This window comes from Kitasatospora sp. NPDC004240, assembly GCF_053603215.1.
This window is the reverse complement of sequence record NZ_JBSGFD010000023.1, coordinates 46,869-67,196: the sequence shown is the minus strand read 5'-3', so window position 1 is coordinate 67,196 and position 20,328 is coordinate 46,869. Positions and strand designations below refer to the sequence as shown.

The window sequence follows — 20,328 nt, the reverse complement described above, 5'->3', positions numbered from 1 at the left end:
CACACCAACCCCCACTCAAAAAACCTCTCCCCACACCCCCCCACCCTCCCACCCCCGGGCCCGACCCCCCCGGCGGGGGGGGGCCCGCCACCCCGGCGGGCCCCCCCCCCCCTCCCCTTCGTGCCCGGGACTCATCCTGTGGTGGGGAACTCCTTGAGCGCCGGGAGCACCTCGGCGGCGAACAGTCTCAGCGAGGCGAAGGCGGTCTCGGCGGGCAGCGTCCCGTACTCGAAGGCGGCGTTGACCTGGTCGACACCGGCCTCGGCGAGTTCGCGCAGCTGCTCGACGATCTGCTCGGGCGAGCCGGCGAGCAGCCGCTCGTGGGCGAGTTCCTCGTCGGCGGGGTCGATGGCGGTGGGGATCGGCGGGGCACCGCCGATCGGGTAGGCGCCCTGGGCGAGCGCGCGGGAGGTCTGGATCTGCCGGGCCACCTCACGGGCGGCCGCCCGCCGCCCGGCCGGGTCGGTGCCGACGTGGACGAAGCGGTTGACGGCGTAGCGGCGGCCCTCGGTGGTGACGCCCTCCTCTGCGGCGAGCGCGGCCGCCGTACGCCACTGGGCGGCGACCTCGGCCGGGGTGGAGAGGGCCAGGCCCAGCAGGTGGAAGCCGTGGCGGACGGCGTGCCGGGTGGACTCGGGGGTGACCGCGGCCGCCCAGATCGGCGGGTGTGGGCTCTGGTGGGCGGGCGGCAGCACCGAGACCGGGGCGTCGATCCGGTGGAACTCGCCCTTGTGGGTCACCTCGGTCTCGGTGAGCAGCCGCAGCACCACCTCGACGGACTCCTCGTACGCGGCCCGGCTCCGCTCGATGTCGCGGCCGAAGCCGAGGAACTCGTGCGGCTGGTAGCCGCGGCCGATGCCGAGGTCGAGGCGGCCGCCGGTGAGCTGGTCGAGGGTGTTGACGTCGGCGACCAGCCGGACCGGGTCCCAGAGCGGCAGCACCAGGATGCCGGTGCCGATCCGCAGGTCGGGGGCGAGCGAGGCGGCGTGGCCGAGCAGCAGCAGCGGGGAGGAGCTGAGGCTGTAGCCGGAGAAGTGGTGCTCGGTGACCCAGATCCCGGCGAAGCCCTGGTCGTTGGCCCATTCGACCTGGCGGCCGAAGTCCAGGTACTTCTGCCGGGCGGACGCCCGGTCCACCGAGGGGGAGATGCTCAGATAGGTGATTCCGATGCGCATGACGGGGCTCTCCGCTCGACGGGGTGTGACTCGACGGGGTGTGTGGTGGAGGGGTGTGTGGTGAAGGGGGCGGGTGTTCAGGCCGCGGACGCCTCGGGGGCGGCCAGCAGGTGGTGCAGGCGGGCGGCGAGCCCGGCCGGGGTCGGGAAGTCGAAGGCGACCACCGGCGGCAGTTCCAGGCCGGTCGCGGCGACCAGCCGGTTGCGCAGGTCCAGGACGCTGAAGGAGGAGAAGCCGATGTCCTGGAAGCGGTCGTGCTCGCCGACCTCCTCCGGGGAGGAGTAGCCGAGGACGGCCGCGGCCTGCTCGCGGACCAGGGCGAGCAGCAGGGCGGTGCCCTCCGCCGCCCCGGGCGCCCCGGCCCAGCGGCGCAGCAGCGCGGCGGGGTCGTCGGCGGGCAGTCCCCCGCCGGGCTCCTCGACGGCCTCGTCCCCGGTCTCCGGGTGCCGGGTGGCGGTGCCCACCGGGCCGGGCGTGGCCAGCCAGTGGCCGGTGGCGGCGAAGGGGTGGCCCGGTACCTCGTCCGCCCAGCCGGCGGGCGCCGGCCCGGCCGGGCGGGTGACGGTCAGTCCGTGGGTCTCGGCCCCGGCCAGCGCCAGGGCCAGGGCGCGGGCCTGCGGCAGTTCACGACGCTGGGCGGCCAGGTGCACGGCCTCGGGGTGGACGGCGGCGGTGAGCGCGCTGAGCGTGGCGTGCGGGCCGACCTCCAGGTACGCGGTGACGCCGTGGCGTTCGCGCAGGGTCTCGACGCCCCGGCCGAAGCGGACGGTGGCGCGGATGTGCTCGGTCCAGTGGTCGGGCCCGGCGATCCGCTCCGGGTCGGCGTCCTCGCCGGTGAGGTCGCTGACGACGGCCAGCTCGGGCCGGTGGTAGCGCAGGGCGGCGGCCTCGGCGCGGAAGCGTTCCAGGACCGGGTCCAGGTGGGCGGAGTGGAAGGCGTGCGAGACCCGCAGCCGGCGGGTGCGCAGGCCCCGGGCGGCGCAGAGGCGTTCGAAGGCGTCGACCGCCGCGGTGTCGCCGGAGACCACGGTGGAGGCCGGGCCGTTGACGGCGGCCAGCCCGAGGGCGTCGCCGTGGCCCTCCAGCAGCGGGAGGACGTCCTGCTCGGCGGCCTGGACGGAGAGCATCGCGCCCGCGCCGGCGGGCAGTTCGTCCATCAGCCGGGCCCGGGCGGCGACCAGCGCGGCGGCGTCCTCCAGGTCGAACACCCCGGCCAGGTGGGCGGCGGAGATCCCGCCGATCGAGTGGCCGAGGACGGCGTCCGGCGGTGCGAGGCGGGTGCCGAGCAGCCGGGCGAGCGCGCTCTGGTGGGCGAACAGCGCGGGCTGGGTGTAGCGGGTGCGGTCCAGCAGGGCGGCGTCGGGGGTGCCGGGCCCGGCGAACATCACGTCCCGCAGCGGGCGGTCCAGGTGCGGGTCGAGGGCGTCGCAGGCCGCGTCCAGCGCCTTGGCGAACTCCCGGTGTCCGGCGTACAGTTCGCGCCCCATGCCGGGGTGCTGGGAGCCCTGGCCGGAGAAGGTCCAGGCGGTGCGCACGGCGTTCGCGGCGGTGCCCCGGACCAGGGCGGGGTGCGGACGGCCGGCGGCCAGCGCGCGCAGCGCCGGGGCGATCTCCGCGGGACGGTCGGTGAGCACGGCGGCGCGGTGCGGGAAGCGGGCGCGGCCGTGGGCGAGCCGGTGCGCGGTGTCGGCGGGTGTCCGGTCGGCGCCGGCCTCGGCGTGCCCGGCCAGCGCCAGGGCGTGGGCGCGCAGCGCCTCGGGGGTGCGGGCGGTGAGCAGCCAGGGCCGTTCGTCGGACGTCTGCGGGTCGGCGGGCTCCTCGATCGGCCCGGCGAAGGCGGGTTCGTCGGTGCGCGGGTCGGGGGCCTCCTCCAGGACGAGATGGGCGTTGGTGCCGCTGATCCCGAAGGAGGAGATCGCGGCCCGCCGGGGCCGGCCGCCGCGCGGCCAGGGCGAGGCCTCGGTGAGCAGTTCGACGGCGCCCTCGGACCACTCGACGTGCGGGGTGGGCGCGTCCACGTGCAGGGTGGCGGGCAGGGTGTCGTGGCGCAGCGCGAGGATCAGCTTGATGACGCCGGCCACCCCGGCGGCGGCCTGGGTGTGCCCGATGTTGGACTTGAGCGAGCCGATCCGCAGCGGCCGCTCGCGTGCGGCCCTCCCGTACACCCCGAGCAGGGCGCGGGCCTCGATCGGGTCGCCGAGGGTGGTGCCGGTGCCGTGCGCCTCGACGGCGTCGACCTGGTCGGGGGTGAGCCGGGCGTCGGCCAGCGCCTGGCGGATCACCTCCTCCTGGGCGGGGCCGCTGGGGGCGGTGAGCCCGTTGCTGGGGCCGTCCTGGTTGACGGCGGAGCCGCGCAGCACGGCGAGCACCCGGTGGCCGTTGGCGTGGGCGTCGGAGAGCCGTTCGAGCAGCAGCAGGCCGACGCCCTCGGCGAGTCCGGTGCCGTCGGCGGCGGCGGCGAACGGCTTGCAGCGTCCGTCCGGGGCCAGCCCGCGCTGGCGGCTGAACTCCAGGAACACCCGCGGGTGGGCGAGCACGCAGGCCCCGCCGGCGAGCGCCAGGTCGCTCTCCCCGGCGCGCAGCGAGCGGGCGGCCAGGTGCATGGCGACCAGCGAGGAGGAGCAGGCGGTGTCGATGGTCAGCGCCGGGCCGTGCAGGCCGAAGTGGTAGGCGAGCCGGCCGGAGGCGATGCTGCCGGCGTTGCCGGTCATGAAGTAGCCGTCGAGCTCGCCGGCCACCTCGTACGGGCGGGGCGCGTAGTCCTGCGCGATCATGCCCACGAAGGTGCCGGTACGGCTGCCGCGCAGGGTGGCCGGGTCCACGGCGGCGGACTCGAAGGCGCGCCAGGCGGTCTCCAGCAGCAGGCGCTGCTGGGGGTCCATGGTGAGCGCCTCGCGGGGGCCGAGGCCGAAGAAGGACGCGTCGAACTCCCCGGCGCCGTCGAGGAATCCGCCCTGCCGGGCGTAGGAGGTGCCGGGGTTGGCCGGGTCCGCGTCGAACAGCGCGTCCAGGTCCCAGCCGCGGTCGGCGGGGAAGTCGCCGATGGCGTCCCGGCCCTCCGCGAGCAGCCGCCACAGCTCCTCGGGGGTGCGCACCCCGCCGGGCAGCCGGCAGGCCATGCCGATGACGGCGATCGGCTCGTGGGCGCGCTCCTCCAGGGCGGTGATGCGGCGGCGGGCCTGGCGCAGGTCGGCGGTGGCGCGGCGCAGGTAGTCCCGCAGCTTCTCCTCGGTGGTGCCGGGCGGGGTACCCGGGGTGGATGGGGTCGATGCGGTGGATGGGGTCGATGGGGTGGATGGGGTGGTGCCGGCCATGTCAGACCTCCGTTCCGGGTCGGTCGAGCTCGTCGTCCAGGGCGGCGAAGAGCTCCTCGTCGGTGGCCGTCGCCAGATCGCCGGCCGGTTCGCCGGCGGCCTCGGCGGCCGGGCCGTCGTCGAACCGCCAGAGCAGCTCGCGCAGCCGACGGCCGACCTCGCCGCGGGCTCCCCCGTCGGCGGCCGCCAGGGCCGGCAACAGGGCCTCCAGCCGGTCGAGTTCGCGCAGCAGCGGGTCGGGGGCGTCCTCGTCCCCGGGGGTCAGCACGCGGTGCAGATGGGCGGCCAGGGCCTGCGGGGTCGGGTGGTCGAACACGGTGGTGGGAGCCAGCCGCAGCCCGGTCGCGGCGCCGAGCCGGTTGCGCAGCTCGACGGCGGTCAGCGAGTCGAAGCCGATCTCCTTGAACGCCTGGTCGGCGGCGACCGCGTCACCGGCGCCGTGGCCGAGCACCGCCGCGGCCTGGCCGAGCACCAGCGTCAGCAGGGCCTCGGCGCGCCCGGCCACGTCCAGGGCGCCGAGCCGCTCCAGCAGCGCGGCGGGCGCCCCGGCGGCCGAGGGGGTGGCCGCGGAGGCGGCGCTGCGCCGGGCCGGGGCCCCCGTACCGCCGCGCACCAGGGGGCGCAGCAGCGGCGGGACGCCGACGGCGGCGGCCCGCAGGTCGAAGCGGGTGGTGACCACGGCCGGACGGCCGCCGGCGCGGGCCGCGTCCAGCAGGGCCAGGCCCTCCCGGTCGGTGAGCGGCACCAGGCCGCCACGGGCGAGGCGGGCCCGGTCGGTGCCGTCCAGGTGGCCGGTCAGGCCGCTCGCCGTCCGCCACAGGCCCCAGGCGAGCGAGGTCGCGGGCAGGCCCTCGGCGGCGCGGCGCTGCGCGAGGCCGTCCAGGTAGGCGTTGGCGGCCGCGTAGTTGGCCTGGCCGCCGCCGCCGAGCACCCCGGAGACCGAGGAGAACAGCACCAGGTCGGCCAGGTCGGCCTGGCGGGTGAGCGCGTCCAGGTGGGCGGCGGCCAGGGCCTTGGGGCCGAGCACGGTCTCCAGGCGTTCGGCGTCCAGGCTCTCCAGGACGCCGTCGGCCAGGGTGCCGGCCGCGTGCACCACCAGGGTCAGCGGATGGTCGGCGGGCACGGTGGCGAGCAGGCCCGCCAGGGCGTCGCGGTCGGCCACGTCGCAGGCGGCGACGGTCACCTCGGCGCCCAGGGCGCCGAGTTCGGCGATCAGCTCGCCCGCCCCGGCGGCCTGCGGCCCACGGCGGCCGGCCAGCAGCAGGTGCCGTACGCCGTGCTCGGTGACCAGGTGGCGGGCGGTGAGCGCACCGAGGGTGCCGGTGCCGCCGGTGATCAGCACGGTGCCGGCGGGGTCGAGCGGCGCCGGGACGGTGAGCACCACCTTGCCGGTGTGCCGGGCCTGGCCGAGGTGGCGCAGGGCCTCGCGGGCCCGGGTGACGGGCCAGGCGGTGACCGGCGGCAGCCGCAGCGCGCCGTCGTCGAACAGCGCGAGGAGTTCGGTGAGCAGTTCGCCGATCCGGTCGGGCCCGGCCTCCAGCAGGTCGAAGGAGCGGTAGGTCACGCCGGGGTGCAGCCCGGCGACGGTGGCGGGGTCGCGCAGGTCGGCCTTGCCCATCTCGATGAAGCGGCCGCCGCGCGGCAGCAGCCGCAACGAGGCGTCGACGAAGTCCTCGGTGAAGGAGTTGAGCACCACGTCCACGCCCCGGCCCTCGGTGGCCTCCAGGAAGCTCCGCTCGAAGTCGAGCGTCCGGGAGGAGGCGGTGCGGGCCGGGTCGATGCCGAGCCCGGCCAGGGTCTCCCACTTGGCGGGCCCGGCGGTGCCGAACACCTCCGCGCCCAGGTGGGTGGCGAGCTGGACGGCGGCGATGCCGACCCCGCCGGCCGCCGAGTGCACCAGGATCCGCTCGCCGGGCCGCAGCCCGGCCAGGTCGACCAGCGCGTAGTAGGCCGTCAGATAGGCGGCGGGCACGGCGGCGGCCTGGGCGAAGGTCCAGCCGACGGGGATCCGGGCGAGCAGCCGGTGGTCGGTGACCGCGACCGGCCCGATGCCGCCGGACACCAGCCCGGTGACCCGGTCGCCGGGCGCCAGGCCGTGGACCTCCGGGCCGACCTCGGTGACCACGCCGGCGGCCTCGGTGCCGAGCAGCGCCCGGTCCGGGTAGACGCCGAGGGTGATCAGCACGTCCCGGAAGTTCAGCCCGGCCGCGCGGACCGCGATCCGCACCTCGCCGGGGGCGAGCGGACGAGCGGCGTCGGGGGCGGGCAGCAGGGCGAGCGCGTCCGGGGTGTCGCCGGTCGGGGTGAGGCGCCAGGCGTCCTCCCCGGCGGGCGGGGTGAGGTCGGAGCCGGTGGCGAGGGTGGTGACGGCCGGGGTGAGGACCGCTGCGCCGCGCAGGGCGAGCTGCGGCTCGTCCAGGGCGAGGGCGGCGCCGAGCACGTCCCGGGAGCCGGGGCGGTGGTCGGTGTCCAGCAGGACGAAGCGGCCCGGGTGTTCGGTCTGGGCGCTGCGCAGCAGGCCCCAGAGGGCGGCCGCGGTGGGGGCCACCGGGGCGTCGCCGGGCCCGGTGGCGACGGCGCCCCGGGTGAGGACGGCGAGCCGGGTGCCGGCCAGGTGTTCCTGGGCGAGCCAGTGGTGGAGCACGGCGAGCAGTCCCGTGGTGGCGGCGACCACGTCGGTGGCGGTGCCGGAGTCGGGGGTCGGGGGCAGATCCAGCGGCAGCACGACGGTGGCGGGCAGGTCGGTGGTGGGCAGCAGATCGGTGCCGGTCAGCGGGTCGGTGGCGGTCAGAAGGTCGGTGGCGGAGATCGGGTCGGTGCCGGAGAGCAGGACGTGGCCGGGCAGCAGGAGCCAGTCGGCGCGGTCGGTGGGGAGGGTGGCGGCGGGCGTCCAGGTCAGCTCGTACAGGCCGTCGGGGTGGCCCGCCGACCGGGCCGGGGCCACCAGCGCGCCGGGGGCCAGCGGGCGCAGCGCGATCCGTTCGACGGCGACCACCTGGCCCCCGGCCGGGTCGGTGGCGCTCAGGGTGATCGACCCGGCGCCGTCCTGCGTCAGGCGTACCCGCAGGGTGGTGGCGCCGGTGGCGGCGAGGGTCACCCCGGTCCAGGCGAAGGGCAGGGCGAGCGGGCGGCCGCCGCCCTCGCCGCCGCCGTCCAGCAGACCGGCAGCCAGCGGGTGCAGGGCCGCGTCCAGCAGGGCGGGGTGCAGTCCGTACCGGGCGGCCTCGGCCGTACGGTCCTCGGGCAGCGTGATCTCCGCGTACACGGCGCCGTCCAGCCGCCAGAGGGCGCGGACGCCCTGGAACGCCGGGCCGTAGTCGTAGCCGTGCCGGGCCAGCGTCCCGTACAGCGCGCCGGTGTCGACGGGCTGCGCGCCGGGCGGCGGCCAGGCGGCCGCCGGGCCGGTCGGTGGTTCGGCGGGGACGTGCGGACGGGCCTGCGGCGTCAGCAGGGCGGTGGCGTGCCGGGTCCACGGCTCCTCCGGGCCGGCGGCGGCCGGACGGGAGTGGACGGCGAGCGCACGGGCGCCGGAGTCGTCGGGCGGCTGCACGGTGGTCTGGACGTGGACGGCGCCCTCGCCCAGCGGCAGCGGTGCCTCCAGGGTGAGTTCGGCCAGCTCCGGGACGGCGCCGCGGTGGCCGGCGTGCAGCGCCAGCTCGACGAGCGCGGTGGCGGGCAGCAGCGGGGTGCCGGTCACGGCGTGGTCGAGCAGCCAGGGATGGGTGCTCGCCGAGATGCGGCTGGTGTACAGCGTGCTGCCGTCCGGCAGGTCGGTGGTGGCGCCGAGCAGCGGGTGTTCGGCGGAGTGCAGGCCGAGGTGGCCGGGGTCGCTGATGTCCGGGGCGGGGTCCAGCCAGTAGTGGCGGTGCTGGAAGGGGTAGGTGGGCAGGCCGGGCGGGGTGGCGGGGACGATCGCGCCCGGCCAGGTCAGGCGGTGGCCGTGGAGTTCGACGGCCGCGAGGGCGGCGAGCAGCGGGCCGTGGTCCTCGCGCTTGCGACGCAGGGTGCCCGTCACCAGGACGTCCTCGCGCTCACCCAGGGTCTCCTGGATGCCGACGGTGAGCACCGGGTGGGCGCTGGACTCGACGAAGGTGGTGAAGCCCTCGGCCGCGAGGACGTTCACGGTCTCCTCGAAGCGGACCCGGCTGCGCAGGTTGCGGAACCAGTACTCGGCGTCCAGGGTCGCGGTGTCGATCAGGCCGCCGGTGACCGTCGAGTAGAACGGGACCTGCGAGCTACGCGGCTCGATGTCCTTGAGCAGGTCCAGGAGTTCGGTGTGCAGCGGCTCGACCTTCGCCGAGTGCGAGGCGTAGTCCACCGGAACCTGCCGCACCCGCACCTCGCTCCGCTCACCCCACGCCACCAACCCGGTGATCGCCGCTGCCGTCCCCGAAACCACCGTCGAAGACGGGCCGTTGACCGCCGCCACCTCCAACTCACCGTTCCAACGCGGCAGCAGCTCCTCCACCTCGGCCACCGGCAGCGGGACGGAGGCCATCCCACCATCCCCCGCGATGGCCCGGATCGCCCGCGAGCGCAGCGCCACCACGGCCGCCGCGTCCTCCAGACTCAACGCACCCGACACCGCCGCCGCCGCGATCTCCCCCTGCGAATGACCCACCACACCATCCACCGGCAGACCGTACGAACGCCACAACTCCGCCAGCGACACCATCACCGCCCACAGCACCGGCTGCACCACATCCACCCGCTCCAACAACTCCGGCTCGTTCAAAGCCTCCTGGAGCGACCAGTCCGTATGCGGCGCCAACGCCCGACCCGCCTCCGCCAACCGCTCCGCGAACACCGGCGACACCCGCGCCAACTCCGCCCCCATCCCCACCCACTGCGACCCCTGCCCCGGGAACACCAGGACGGCACGACCCGGTTCGGCACGGCGGCCGGTCACCAGACCGGGGTCGGCGGCTCCCCCGGCCAGGGCGCGCAGGGCGGCGACGGTCTCGTCCCGGGCGTCGGCGATCACCGCCGCGCCGAACGGGTGCCGCGCACCGCGGCCCAGCGTCCAGGCGGCGACCTCGGGCAGCGGGCGGCCCGTGCCCGGGCCCTCCAGCCAGTCGGCCAGTCGCCCGGCCGCGGCGGCGAGCGCCACCTCCGTACGGCCGGAGACCAGCAACGGCAGGCCGGGGCCCGACGGCTCCGGCTCGGCTGCCTCCACGGTCGGTTCGGGGGCCTGCTCCAGGATCACGTGCGCGTTGGTGCCGCTCATGCCGAAGGCGGAGACGCCCGCCCGGCGCGGCCGGTCACCGTCCGTCCACTCGACCGGCGCGCGCAGCAGCTCGACCGCCCCGGTCTCCCAGTCGACCTGGCCGGTGGGCTCGCCCACGTGCAGGGTCGCCGGCAGGACGCCGTGCCGCAGCGCCTGCACCACCTTGATGATGCCGGCGACGCCCGCGGCCGCCTGGGTGTGGCCGATGTTGGACTTGATGGAGCCCAGCCACAGCGGTCGGCCCTCGGGGCGGTCCTGGCCGTAGGTGGCCAGCAGCGCCTGGGCCTCGATCGGGTCGCCGAGCCGGGTGCCCGTGCCGTGCGCCTCCACCGCGTCCACATCGGCCGTGGTCAGCCCGGCGGCGGCCAGCGCCGACCGGATCACCCGCTCCTGCGAGGGGCCGTTGGGGGCGGTGAGGCCGTTGCTGGCGCCGTCCTGGTTGACCGCCGAGCCGCGGACGACCGCGAGCACCGGGTGCCCGTTGGCGCGGGCGTCCGAGAGGCGTTCGACCAGCAGCAGGCCGACGCCCTCGGCGAAGCCCGTACCGTCGGCCTCGGCGGAGAAGGCGCGGCAGCGGCCGTCCGGGGAGAGGCCGCGCTGGCGGCTGAACTCGATCAGGGTGTCCGGGGTGGACATCACGGTGGCGCCGCCGACCAGGGCGAGGGTGCACTCGCCGGAGCGCAGCGCCTGGCCGGCCAGGTGCAGGGCGACCAGCGAGGAGGAGCAGGCGGTGTCCACGGTCACCGCCGGGCCCTCGAAGCCGTACGTGTAGGCGATCCGGCCGGAGGCGACGCTGCCCGCGCTGCCGGTGCCGAGGTAGCCCTCCGCCTCGGGGGCGGAGCCGCGCACCCGGCCGCCGTACTCGGTGTAGATGAGGCCGGTGAACACGCCGGTGGCCGAGCCCCGCAGGTCGGCCGGGTCCAGTCCGGCGCTCTCCAGCGCCTCCCAGGAGGCCTCCAGCAGCAGCCGCTGCTGCGGGTCCATGGCGACGGCCTCGCGCGGGTTGATGCCGAAGAACGCCGGGTCGAAGTCGGCCGCGCCGTCCAGGAATCCGCCGTGCCGGGTGTACGAGGTGCCCGGGCGGTCCGGGTCGGGGTCGTACAGCGCGTCGAGGTCCCAGCCGCGGTCGGTGGGGAACGCGGAGAGCGCCTCGCGGCCCTCGGTGACCAGCCGCCACAGGTCCTCGGGGGAGGCGATGCCGCCCGGGTAGCGGCAGGCCATCCCGACGATGGCGAGCGGTTCGTCGGCGGCCGCCGCGGTGCGGGCGGGCGCGCGCCGGCGGTCGGCGGAGGGCCCGTCGGCCCGGTGGAGCAGGCCGCGCAGGTGCTCGGCGAGGGCGCGCGGGCTGGGGTGGTTGAAGACGAGGGTGGGCGGCAGCTTCAGCCCGGTGGCGGCGGCGATCCGGTCGCGGAGCTGGACGGCGGTGAGCGATTCGAAGCCGAGGTCGCGGAACGCGCGGTCCGGGTCGAGCTCGGCGGGCGTCGCGTAGCCGAGCACGCCGGCCACCTCGGCGAGCACCAGGTCGCGCAGCCGGCGCTCCAGTTCGGCGGCGGGCAGGCGCAGCAGGCGCTCGGCGTCGGTGCCGTCGCCGCCCGTCCGGCCGGCGGCGCGGCGGGCGGGGGCGCGGGTCGGCCGGGCCGGGCCGCGCGGGGAGTCGGCGACCGGGGCGGTGAGCCGGTCGGCCTCGACCGGGCGCAGGGTGAGCGTCTCGACGGTGAGGACGGGCGCGCCCTCGGCGTCGACGGCCCGGACGGTGAGGGTGTCCGCGTCCAGGTGGTCGAGGCGCACCCGCAGGGTGGTGGCGCCGACGGCGTGCAGGGTGACGCCGTTCCAGGCGAACGGCAGCCGCAGGGTGGAGGGTCGGCCCTCGGGGACGGTCAGGACGTCGGCCTGGAGCGCCGCGTCGAGCAGCGCGGGGTGGAGGCCGTAGCGGGCTGCGTCGGCGTGGGCGGACTCGGGGAGTTCGACCTCCGCGTAGACGGTGCCGCCGTGCCGCCAGGCGGCGCGCAGCCCCCGGTAGGTCGGACCGTACCCGACCTGGACGGCATCGAAGCGGACGGTGGCGTCGGCCGGGTCGAGCACCTCGGCCCCGGCCGGCGGCCACCGGTCGGCGAACTCGGTGAACTCGGTGAACTCCGGTGCGGTGTCGGCCGGTTCGCCGGAGAGGGTACCGGTCGCGTGGTGGGTCCAGTCGCGCGGGCCGGCCCCGTCCGGGCGGGAATAGACGTCGAAGGCCCGTCGGCCCTCCTCGTCGGCCGGCTGCACGGTGAGCTGGAGATCCCGTACGCCGTCGGCCGGCACCAGCGGTGCGGCGAGCACGAGTTCGTCCACCCCGCCCGCGCCGGCCGCGTCCGCGGCGGCGGCGGCGAGTTCGGCGAAGGCCGTACCGGGGAACAGGGTCGTCCCGGCGACGGTGTGCTCGGCGAGCCACGGGTGACTGCGGGTGGAGAGACGGCCGGTGAGGACCAGACCGCCGTCGTCGGCCCGCTCGACGGTGGCGCCGAGCAGCGGGTGGGCGGAGCCGTCGGCCCCGGCGGTGAGGGTGGGGGCGTCCAGCCAGTAGTGGCGGTGCTGGAAGGGGTAGGTGGGCAGGCCGGGCGGGGCGGCGGGGACGGTCGCGCCCGGCCAGGTCAGGCGGTGGCCGTGGAGTTCGACGGCCGCCAGGGCGGCGAGCAGCGGGCCGTGGTCCTCGCGCTTGCGGCGCAGGGTCCCGGTGACCAGGACGTCGTCCCGCTCGGCCAGGGTCTCCTGGACACCGACGGTCAGCACCGGGTGGGCGCTGGACTCGACGAAGGTCGTGAAGCCCTCGGCCGCGAGGACGTTCACGGTCTCCTCGAAGCGGACCCGGCTGCGCAGATTGCGGAACCAGTACTCCGCGTCCAACGTGGCCGTGTCGATCAGGCCGCCGGTGACCGTCGAGTAGAACGGGACCTGCGAGCTACGCGGCTCGATGTCCTTCAGCAGGTCCAGGAGTTCGGCGTGCAGCGGCTCCACCTTCGCCGAGTGCGAGGCGTAGTCCACCGGGACCTGCCGCACCCGCACCTCACTCCGCTCACCCCACGCCACCAGCCCGGTGATCGCCGCTGCCGTCCCCGAAACCACCGTCGACGACGGGCCGTTGACCGCCGCCACCTCCAACTCACCGTTCCAACGCCCGAGAAGTGCTTCAACCTCGGCCACCGGCAGCGGAACGGAGGCCATCCCACCGTCCCCCGCGATCGCCCGGATCGCCCGCGAGCGCAGCGCCACCACGGCCGCCGCGTCCTCCAGACTCAACGCACCCGACACCGCCGCCGCCGCGATCTCCCCCTGCGAATGACCCACCACACCATCGACCGGCAGACCGTAGGAACGCCACAGCTCGGCAAGGGAAACCATCACCGCCCAGAGCACCGGCTGCACCACATCCACCCGCTCCAACAACTCCGGGTCGTTCAAAGCCTCCTGGAGCGACCAATCCGTATGCGGCGCCAACGCCCGACCCGCCTGCGCCAACCGCTCGGCGAACACCGGCGACACCCGCGCCAACTCCACCCCCATCCCCACCCACTGCGACCCCTGCCCCGGGAACACCAGCGCGACCTTGCCGGGCGAGACGGCCGTACGCCTCGCCACCGCGGCCGTGTGGGCCGTGCCCGCGGCGAGCGCCCGGAGCGCGGTGACGGCCTCGGCCCGCTCCCCCGCGACGACCGCCCCGCCGAACGGGTGCCGCGCACCGCGGCCCAGCGTCCAGGCCGCCACGTCTGCCAGGGCGACCTCGGAGCCGCCGTCCTCCAGCCAGTCCGCGAGCCGCCCGGCCGCCGCGGCGCGCGCCGCCTCGGAACGGCCGGACAGCAGCAGCGGCAGCCCGGGGCCCGACGACTCCGACTCGGCGGCCGGGACAGCGGGTTCGGGGGCCTGCTCCAGAATCACGTGCGCGTTGGTGCCGCTGATGCCGAAGGCCGAGACCCCGGCCCGGCGCGGGCGGCCGGTGGCCGGCCAGTCGACCGGCTCGCGCAGCAGCTCGACCGCCCCGGTCTCCCAGTCGACCTCGCCGGTCGGCTCGGCGACGTGCAGGGTCGCCGGCAGGACGCCGTGCCGCAGCGCCTGCACCACCTTGATCACACCGGCCACCCCGGCGGCGGCCTGGGCGTGCCCGATGTTCGACTTGATCGAGCCGAGCCGGAGCGGCCGCCCGGCCGGACGCCCCCGCCCGTACGTGGCCAGCAACGCCCGCGCCTCGATCGGGTCGCCGAGCCGGGTGCCCGTGCCGTGCGCCTCCACCGCGTCCACGTCGGCCGCGGTCAGTCCGGCCGCGGCCAGCGCGGCCCGGATCACCCGCTCCTGCGAGGGGCCGTGCGGGGCGGACAGCTGGCTGCTGGTGCCGTCCTGGTTGACGGCCGAACCGCGGACCACGGCGAGCACCGGGTGCCCGTTGGCCTGCGCGTCGGAGAGCCGCTCCAGCAGGAGCAGCGCCGCGCCCTCGCCCCAGCCGGTGCCGTCCGCCTCCGCCGAGAACGCCTTGCAGCGGCCGTCCGGGGACAGGCCCCGCTGGCGGCTGAACTCGACGAAGGTGTTGGGGGTGGACATCACGGTGGCGCCGCCCGCGAGCGCGAGGGTGCACTCCCCGGAGCGCAGCGCCTGTGCGGCCAGGTGCAGGGCGACCAGTGAGGAGGAGCAGGCGGTGTCCACGGTCACCGCCGGACCCTCGAACCCGTACGTGTAGGCGATCCGGCCGGAGGCGACGCTGGGGGCGCTGCCGATGCCGACCTGGCCCTCGACGGCGGCCGGCAGCGGGTTGAGGCGGGAGCCGTAGTCGTTGTACATGATCCCGGTGAAGACCCCGGTGGGGGTGGAGCGCAGGTCGGCCGGGTCCAGGCCGGCGCTCTCCAGCGCCTCCCAGGCGGTCTCCAGCAGCAGCCGCTGCTGCGGGTCGATGGTGCTGCTCTCGCGGGGGCTGATGCCGAAGAACTCGGCGTCGAAGCCGGCCGCGCCCGCCAGGAAGCCGCCGTGCCGGGTGTACGTGGTGCCCGGGTGGTCGGGGTCGGGGTCGTACAGCCCGTCGAGGTCCCAGCCGCGGTCGGCGGGGAACTCCGAGACGGCGTCCCGGCCTTCGGCGACCAGCCGCCACAGGTCGTCGGGGGAGGTGACCCCGCCCGGGTAGCGGCACGCCATCCCGACGATGGCGATCGGCTCCGTGTACCTGGCCTCGGCCTCCTGCAGGCGCAGACGGGTGTCCTGCAGGTTGGCCGTGACCCGCTTGAGGTAGTCGCGGAGCTTCTCGTCGTTCGACATGCGTGCTCTGCCCTTCGGGGTGTCGCGGGAACGGGGTTGACGCGGTGACGGGATCTCACCGGGGAGGGACGGACGGCACCGACGGGCCGCGGTCGGGCCGGCGCGGACGGCCGCGGGCGCGAGGCCGGCGGCGGCCGGCCGTGGATCAGACGTGCTCCAGGGCGAACCCGGACTTGATCCACTTGCTGGACTCGATCGCGATCGCGGCCGCCCGGTCGCCCGGGGACAGCCGGGGCAGCAGCTGTTCGAGCTGGAAGAAGACCAGCGCGTTGCCGGTGTTGGCGGTCTCGCCGACCACGCTGATCTCCTCGGCGCCGGTCAGCGCGAGCCGCTCCACGATCCGCCGGGTCATCCGGGTGGACAGCTGCGGCGGCAGCAGGTGGGTGAGGTCGTCGCCCTTCCAGCCGAGCTCGTCCAGCAGCCGGTGCAGACTCTCCTCGGCCAGCACCGGTACGGACTCCTCGATCGCCTTGTAGTCCTCCTGGGAGGCCACCCGGTCGCTGTGCCGGTCGACCGGGCCGAACCACTCCAGGACCTGGCCGGGCGGGCGGCCCTTGCCGACCAGCTGCACGAAGGAGGTCCGGACGGCGGTCCGCCCGGCCGCCGGGTCGGCACTGAGCACGGCGGCGCCGGCCGCGTCGCCGAACAGCACGTAGTTGACCAGCTGGGCCGGCGGGACGCCGTGCAGGTCGACACTCAGGTCGTAGTGCTTGGCGATGACGTCGCCGCCGATCACCAGCGCCGTGCGGTGACGGCCGGTGGAGAGCAGCTGCCGGGCCACGTCGAGCGCCTGCACGGCGCCCGAGCAGCCGGACTGGAGCTGGAAGGTGGCCACCCCGTCGATGCCCAGCCCGTCGGCGATCTGGTTGACCGTGGCGGGCATCAGCGCGTCGGGGGTGGCGGTGCCGAGGACGACGAGGTCGATCTCGGCGGGGTCGGTGCCGGCCGCCTCCAGCGCCCGGCGGCCCGCCGTCCCGCCGAGGCCGGCGAGGGTGTCCCGCTGCTCGCCGGTCTCCAGGTCGACGGCGAGGTGGCGGGTGCGGGTGCCGATGAAGGCGTCCACCCACTGCTCCCAGAGCCGGTCCATCCCGAAGCGGCGGCCCAGGGCGGCGTTGTCGATGGGCGGGCCGGGCAGCGCGGTGCCGGCCGCCAGGATGCGGATCTCTGCGGGGTCCATAGGGGTCTGCTCCGGGTGTCGTGGCGCGACGGCGGGTACGGGGGCGGCTGCGGGTAAGGGGACGGCTCGGCGGCCGGCACGGGGACAGCGGGTGCGAGCGGCGGCTCAGCGGCGGTAGAGGACGATCGCCGAGGCGTAGGACTTGTGGGTCTCCACCGGCCGGAACTGGCGGAAGCCGAGGGCCCCGCGCAGCGGTCCGGCGACCGCGACCGCCTTGATGGTCTGCTGCTCGCCGGCGGTCAGCCGGGCGTCGTCGACCACGCCGCCGGTGCGGATCACGTTGCCGTCCAGCAGCCGGATCTCCTCGGAGAAGTAGGCGAGGAAGTTGCCCTCCGGCCCCTTGCGCAGCATCCGGCCGACACCCTTGGTGGTGCCGACCAACACGCCCTTCTGGTCGCGCAGTTCGTAGCGGACGTGGGCGAGGTCGTCCAGGGTCGGGTTGGTGCCCTCGAAGTCGGCGTTGTTGGAGTCGTAGCTGACCAGGGTCTCGACCAGGCCGGTGAGGTACAGCAGGTTCTCCGGTTCGCCGACCGGGGGGTTGGGGCCGGTGGGTCCGAGCGGGGGCACGGCCAGCCGGGACAGCACCCAGCCGCGCAGGGTGTCGGCGGCGACGCCCAGCGGGCCGGGGAGCGGGATCGATGCCATGCCACAACTCCGTTTCACGGTTCACGGGAATTCCTGGTGCGCCGGGAAACGGCGCGGTGATCACCGTAGGAGGACCCGCTAAACCGGCCCGCCGCCCGTTCCAAATCCACGCCTAAATCCACGGCAAAACGCCGGTTAATCCCCGCCAAGAGACCCGTGGCCCGTTTCCGGGGGCCAGAACTAGCATGCGCCGCAGAAACCCGACCACGTCCCGGTGGTGATTCCGGGAACGCCGACTCGGAGGCCGCGTTGTCCCCCAGTTCCGTCGAAGCACCGTCGTTCCCGGTGCGCCGAACCTGCCCGTACCAGCCCCCGGAGGAGTACCGGGAGATCAGCGGTCGGGGCCCGATCAACAAGGTCACCCTGTGGGACGGCCGCCAGGTGTGGCTGATCACCGGGTACGAGGAGGGCCGCCGGCTGCTCGCCGACGAGCGGCTGTCCTCCGACCGCCTGCACGACGAGTACCCCACGATGGCCCCGCACCTGGGCGCGCCGGCGGCCCGCAAGCTGGTCCTGGTGGGCGAGGACCCGCCGATCCACAACCACCACCGGCGGCTGCTGAACCCGGAGTTCAGCCTCAAGCACGCCCGGGCCCTGCGGCCCGACATCGAGCGCGTCGTGAACGGACTGATCGACCGCATCGAGGAACTCGGGGCCCCCGCCGACCTGGTGGAGCATTTCGCGGCCCCGATCCCCTCCCTGGTGATGTCGGCGCTGCTCGGGATTCCGTACGAGGACCACGACTTCTTCCAGGCCGCCACCGCCGGCGTCATGCAGGGCAAGGACCCGGCGGGCACCGAGGCGGCCGCCGCCGAACTGGTCCGCTACCTCGACAGGCTGGTGACGGCCCAGGAGAAGGAGCGCGGCGAGAACCTGGTGGGCCGGCTGGTGGAGCACGTGGACACCGGCGAGCTCTCCCACGACGAGGTGGTGCAGCTGGCCATGGTGCTGCTGATCGCCGGGCTGGAGACCACCTCCTCGATGATCCCGCTCGGCGTGCTGGCCCTGCTGGACCACCCGGAACAGCTGGAGGCGCTGCGCTCGGGCGCGGTGCCGGCCGCCACCGCGATCGAGGAGCTGCTGCGGATCACCGCGGTGACCGACTTCGCCGGGGTCCGCTGGATCACCGCCGACATCGAGATCGACGGCCACGTCCTGAAGGCCGGGGACGGCCTGGTGATCTCCTCGACGATGGCCAACCGGGACGAGCGGGTGCACGAGGACCCGTACGCCTTCGACATCGCGCGGGGCAGCCGCCAGCACGTGACCTTCGGGTACGGCATCCACCAGTGCCTGGGGCAGAACCTGGCCCGGCTCCAGCTGGAGATCGCCTTCGGGACGCTCTTCACCCGGCTGCCGGGGCTGCGACTGGCGGTGCCGGCGGAGGAGCTGAGGATGCGCCAGACCGGGACGATGCAGGGCCTGGAGCGCCTGCCGGTGGCCTGGTGAGGGGGCGCACGTGCTGATCACCACCGACCGGGACCGCTGCATCGGCGCGGGCCTGTGCGTCCTGACCGCGCCGGACGTCTTCGAGCACGACGACGACGGCCTGGTGACCCTGCTCACCCCGGAGCCCGAACCGGGCCAGGAGGCGGACGTCCGGCTGGCGCAGCAGCTCTGCCCGGCCCGCGCGCTGGTCCTGGAGAGCCCCTGAGGCGTACCGACCGGGACCCCGCCAGAGGCCCGTCCGTCGCTCACCACCTAAAGCCCCCGGGAACCTTCCCGACCCGGGCCGTACAGGGCGAAGCCGCAGGTCAACGATGCCCGGCCGACCGGTTCTCGCACTGTCCGAGGCCGCCGACCCGAATTCCGGGTCGGCGGCCTTAAGCCTTTCTAAGGGCCAATGGCGGCCGGCCCGGAATTGTTTATACGCTCTTTCGGTACGCCGCTGCGGCCCCTCGTCGCATTCCGCGGCCGTGGGGCGCCGCGACGACCGCGCCCGGCCCTCTTCCCCTTTTCCCCACCATCTCCGTCCCCTCCTGCCCTAAGGACTGACATGAGTCAATCAGCCGAAGACCGGCTGGACGGTCCGCTGGTCAAGCTGATCATCGTCATGGCATTGGCCTCGGTCACCGCGACCCTCAACGCCACCATCGTCGGCGTCGGCCTCAGCCCGCTGGCCCAGACCTTCGACACCACGCTGACCAGCGCCGAGTGGGTGATCACCGGCTACCTGCTGGCCGTGGCCGCCACCATCCCGGTGACCGGCTGGGCCGTGGACCACTTCGGCGGCAAGAAGGTGTGGCTGGTCGGCCTGGTGCTCTACACCCTCACCGCGGTCGCCTCCGCGCTGTCCTGGAACATCGGCTCGCTGATCGCCTTCCGCATCCTCCAGGGCGTGGCCGCCGGCATCATCGAACCGGTCATGATGACCCTCACCGCCCGCGCCGCCGGCCCGGCCCGCCTCGGCAAGGTGATGGGTCTGCTGGCGCTGCCGATGACCCTCGGCCCGGTGATCGGCCCGATCCTCGGCGGTGTCATCGCGGACAACCTGCACTGGAGCTGGCTGTTCCTGGTGAACGTGCCGATCGTGCTGGCGGCCCTGGTGTTCTCGCTCAAGGTGGTGCCCGCCGACACCCCGGCCGAGGGGCAGCGGGCCACCTTCGACGTGCGCGGCACCCTGCTGCTCTCCCCCGGCTTCGCGATCCTGGTCTACGGTCTGTCGCAGACCGCCCACGAGGGCTTCGGCTCCGCCACGGTCGTCGTCTCGCTGCTGATCGGCGCCGCGCTGGTCGCCGGCTTCGTGGTGCACGCGCTCACCACCCGCCGCGAGCCGCTCATCGACGTCCGGCTGTTCGCCAACCGCGGCTACACGGCCGCCGTCATCGCGATGGCGCTCACCGGCGCGGCGGTCTTCTCGCTGTACGTGCTGCTGCCGCTCTACCAGCAGCAGGTGCACGGGCAGAGCCTGATGGCCAGTGGTCTGCTGCTGGCGCCGTTCGGCGTCGGCACCTTCCTCGGCATGCCGCTGGCGGGCCGGCTGAGCGACCGGATCGGCGCCAGCCTGCTGGTGCCGCTCGGCGCCGGACTGGTGGTGCTCGGCACCCTGGGCAACGCGCTGTCCACCGCCGAGACCGGCCAGCTCGCGCTCGGCCTGTTCGCGCTCGTCTCCGGTCTGGGCCTGGGCTGCGTCGGGGCGCCGACGCTGGCCTCGCTGTACCGCACGGTGCCGCTGGAGAAGACCTCCGGCGCGACCAGCACCATGCTCTCGCTCAACCAGGTCGGCGGCTCCTTCGGCGTGGCCCTGGTGGCCCTGCTGGTCCAGCGCGGCATCGCACAGGGGGAGTCGGTGCGCGACGCGTACTCCACCACCTTCTGGTGGGAGCTGGCGATGACCGCGGGGATCGTGGTGGTCGGCCTCGCCCTGCCCGGACGGCCGAAGGCCTTCGCCGGCCCGGTGCTGGAGGAGGTCCCCGTCCAGGAGGCGCCGGCCGCGGAGAAGACCTCGCCGGTGGTCTCCTAGGTCCTGAGCGGACGGTGCCCCGCGCGGGCCGGCCGGACGGACCCCGCCGGGGG

General features: G+C 75.4%; 7 protein-coding genes and 1 pseudogene. 3 read left to right on the top strand and 5 right to left on the bottom strand.

All coding sequences use genetic code 11. The features are described 5' to 3' along the window. Positions 1–131: 131 nt before the first annotated feature. The 5 genes and pseudogenes from ACWEQL_RS09345 to ACWEQL_RS09325 form a co-directional block, all read right to left on the bottom strand. Positions 132–1,175, bottom strand: coding sequence for an LLM class flavin-dependent oxidoreductase (locus tag ACWEQL_RS09345; protein WP_452149587.1), 1,044 nt, complete (start codon positions 1,173–1,175; stop codon positions 132–134). 77 nt (positions 1,176–1,252) lie between these two features. Next, positions 1,253–4,411, bottom strand: a pseudogene (locus tag ACWEQL_RS09340) (type I polyketide synthase); the annotation flags it as partial. Positions 4,412–4,490: 79 nt separating this feature from the next. Continuing rightward, complete coding sequence (locus ACWEQL_RS09335) at positions 4,491–15,044, bottom strand: SDR family NAD(P)-dependent oxidoreductase (protein ID WP_452149589.1); 10,554 nt, start codon at positions 15,042–15,044, stop codon at positions 4,491–4,493. 91 nt (positions 15,045–15,135) lie between these two features. Then, positions 15,136–16,167, bottom strand: a complete 1,032-nt coding sequence (locus ACWEQL_RS09330; protein WP_452149586.1) for a 3-oxoacyl-ACP synthase III family protein — start codon at positions 16,165–16,167, stop codon at positions 15,136–15,138. A 105-nt stretch (positions 16,168–16,272) separates the two neighbouring features. Continuing rightward, positions 16,273–16,812 carry an allene oxide cyclase barrel-like domain-containing protein gene (locus tag ACWEQL_RS09325; protein WP_452149585.1) on the bottom strand — a complete coding sequence of 180 codons (540 nt, stop codon included), beginning with the start codon at positions 16,810–16,812 and terminating at the stop codon, positions 16,273–16,275. A gap of 285 nt (positions 16,813–17,097) precedes the next feature. On the opposite strand from ACWEQL_RS09325, the gene ACWEQL_RS09320 reads away from it, so the two are divergent. From ACWEQL_RS09320 to ACWEQL_RS09310, 3 genes are all read left to right on the top strand, one after another. Further along, positions 17,098–18,261 carry a cytochrome P450 gene (locus tag ACWEQL_RS09320; protein ID WP_452149584.1) on the top strand — a complete coding sequence of 388 codons (1,164 nt, stop codon included), beginning with the start codon at positions 17,098–17,100 and terminating at the stop codon, positions 18,259–18,261. A gap of 10 nt (positions 18,262–18,271) precedes the next feature. After that, positions 18,272–18,466, top strand: coding sequence for a ferredoxin (locus tag ACWEQL_RS09315; RefSeq protein WP_452149583.1), 195 nt, complete (start codon positions 18,272–18,274; stop codon positions 18,464–18,466). Positions 18,467–18,808: 342 nt separating this feature from the next. Then, a complete protein-coding gene (locus ACWEQL_RS09310; RefSeq protein ID WP_452149582.1) occupies positions 18,809–20,275 on the top strand; it encodes a DHA2 family efflux MFS transporter permease subunit in 1,467 nt (488 codons plus the stop codon). Positions 20,276–20,328: the final 53 nt, after the last annotated feature.

What these genes read in the sequence shown, in the direction of transcription:
- ACWEQL_RS09345 (WP_452149587.1), bottom strand. Translation starts at nt 1,175, where the DNA reads ATGCGCATCGGAATCACCTATCTGAGCATCTCCCCCTCGGTGGACCGG.
- ACWEQL_RS09330 (WP_452149586.1), bottom strand. Translation starts at nt 16,167, where the DNA reads ATGGACCCCGCAGAGATCCGCATCCTGGCGGCCGGCACCGCGCTGCCC.
- ACWEQL_RS09325 (WP_452149585.1), bottom strand. Translation starts at nt 16,812, where the DNA reads ATGGCATCGATCCCGCTCCCCGGCCCGCTGGGCGTCGCCGCCGACACC.
- ACWEQL_RS09310 (WP_452149582.1), top strand. Translation starts at nt 18,809, where the DNA reads ATGAGTCAATCAGCCGAAGACCGGCTGGACGGTCCGCTGGTCAAGCTG.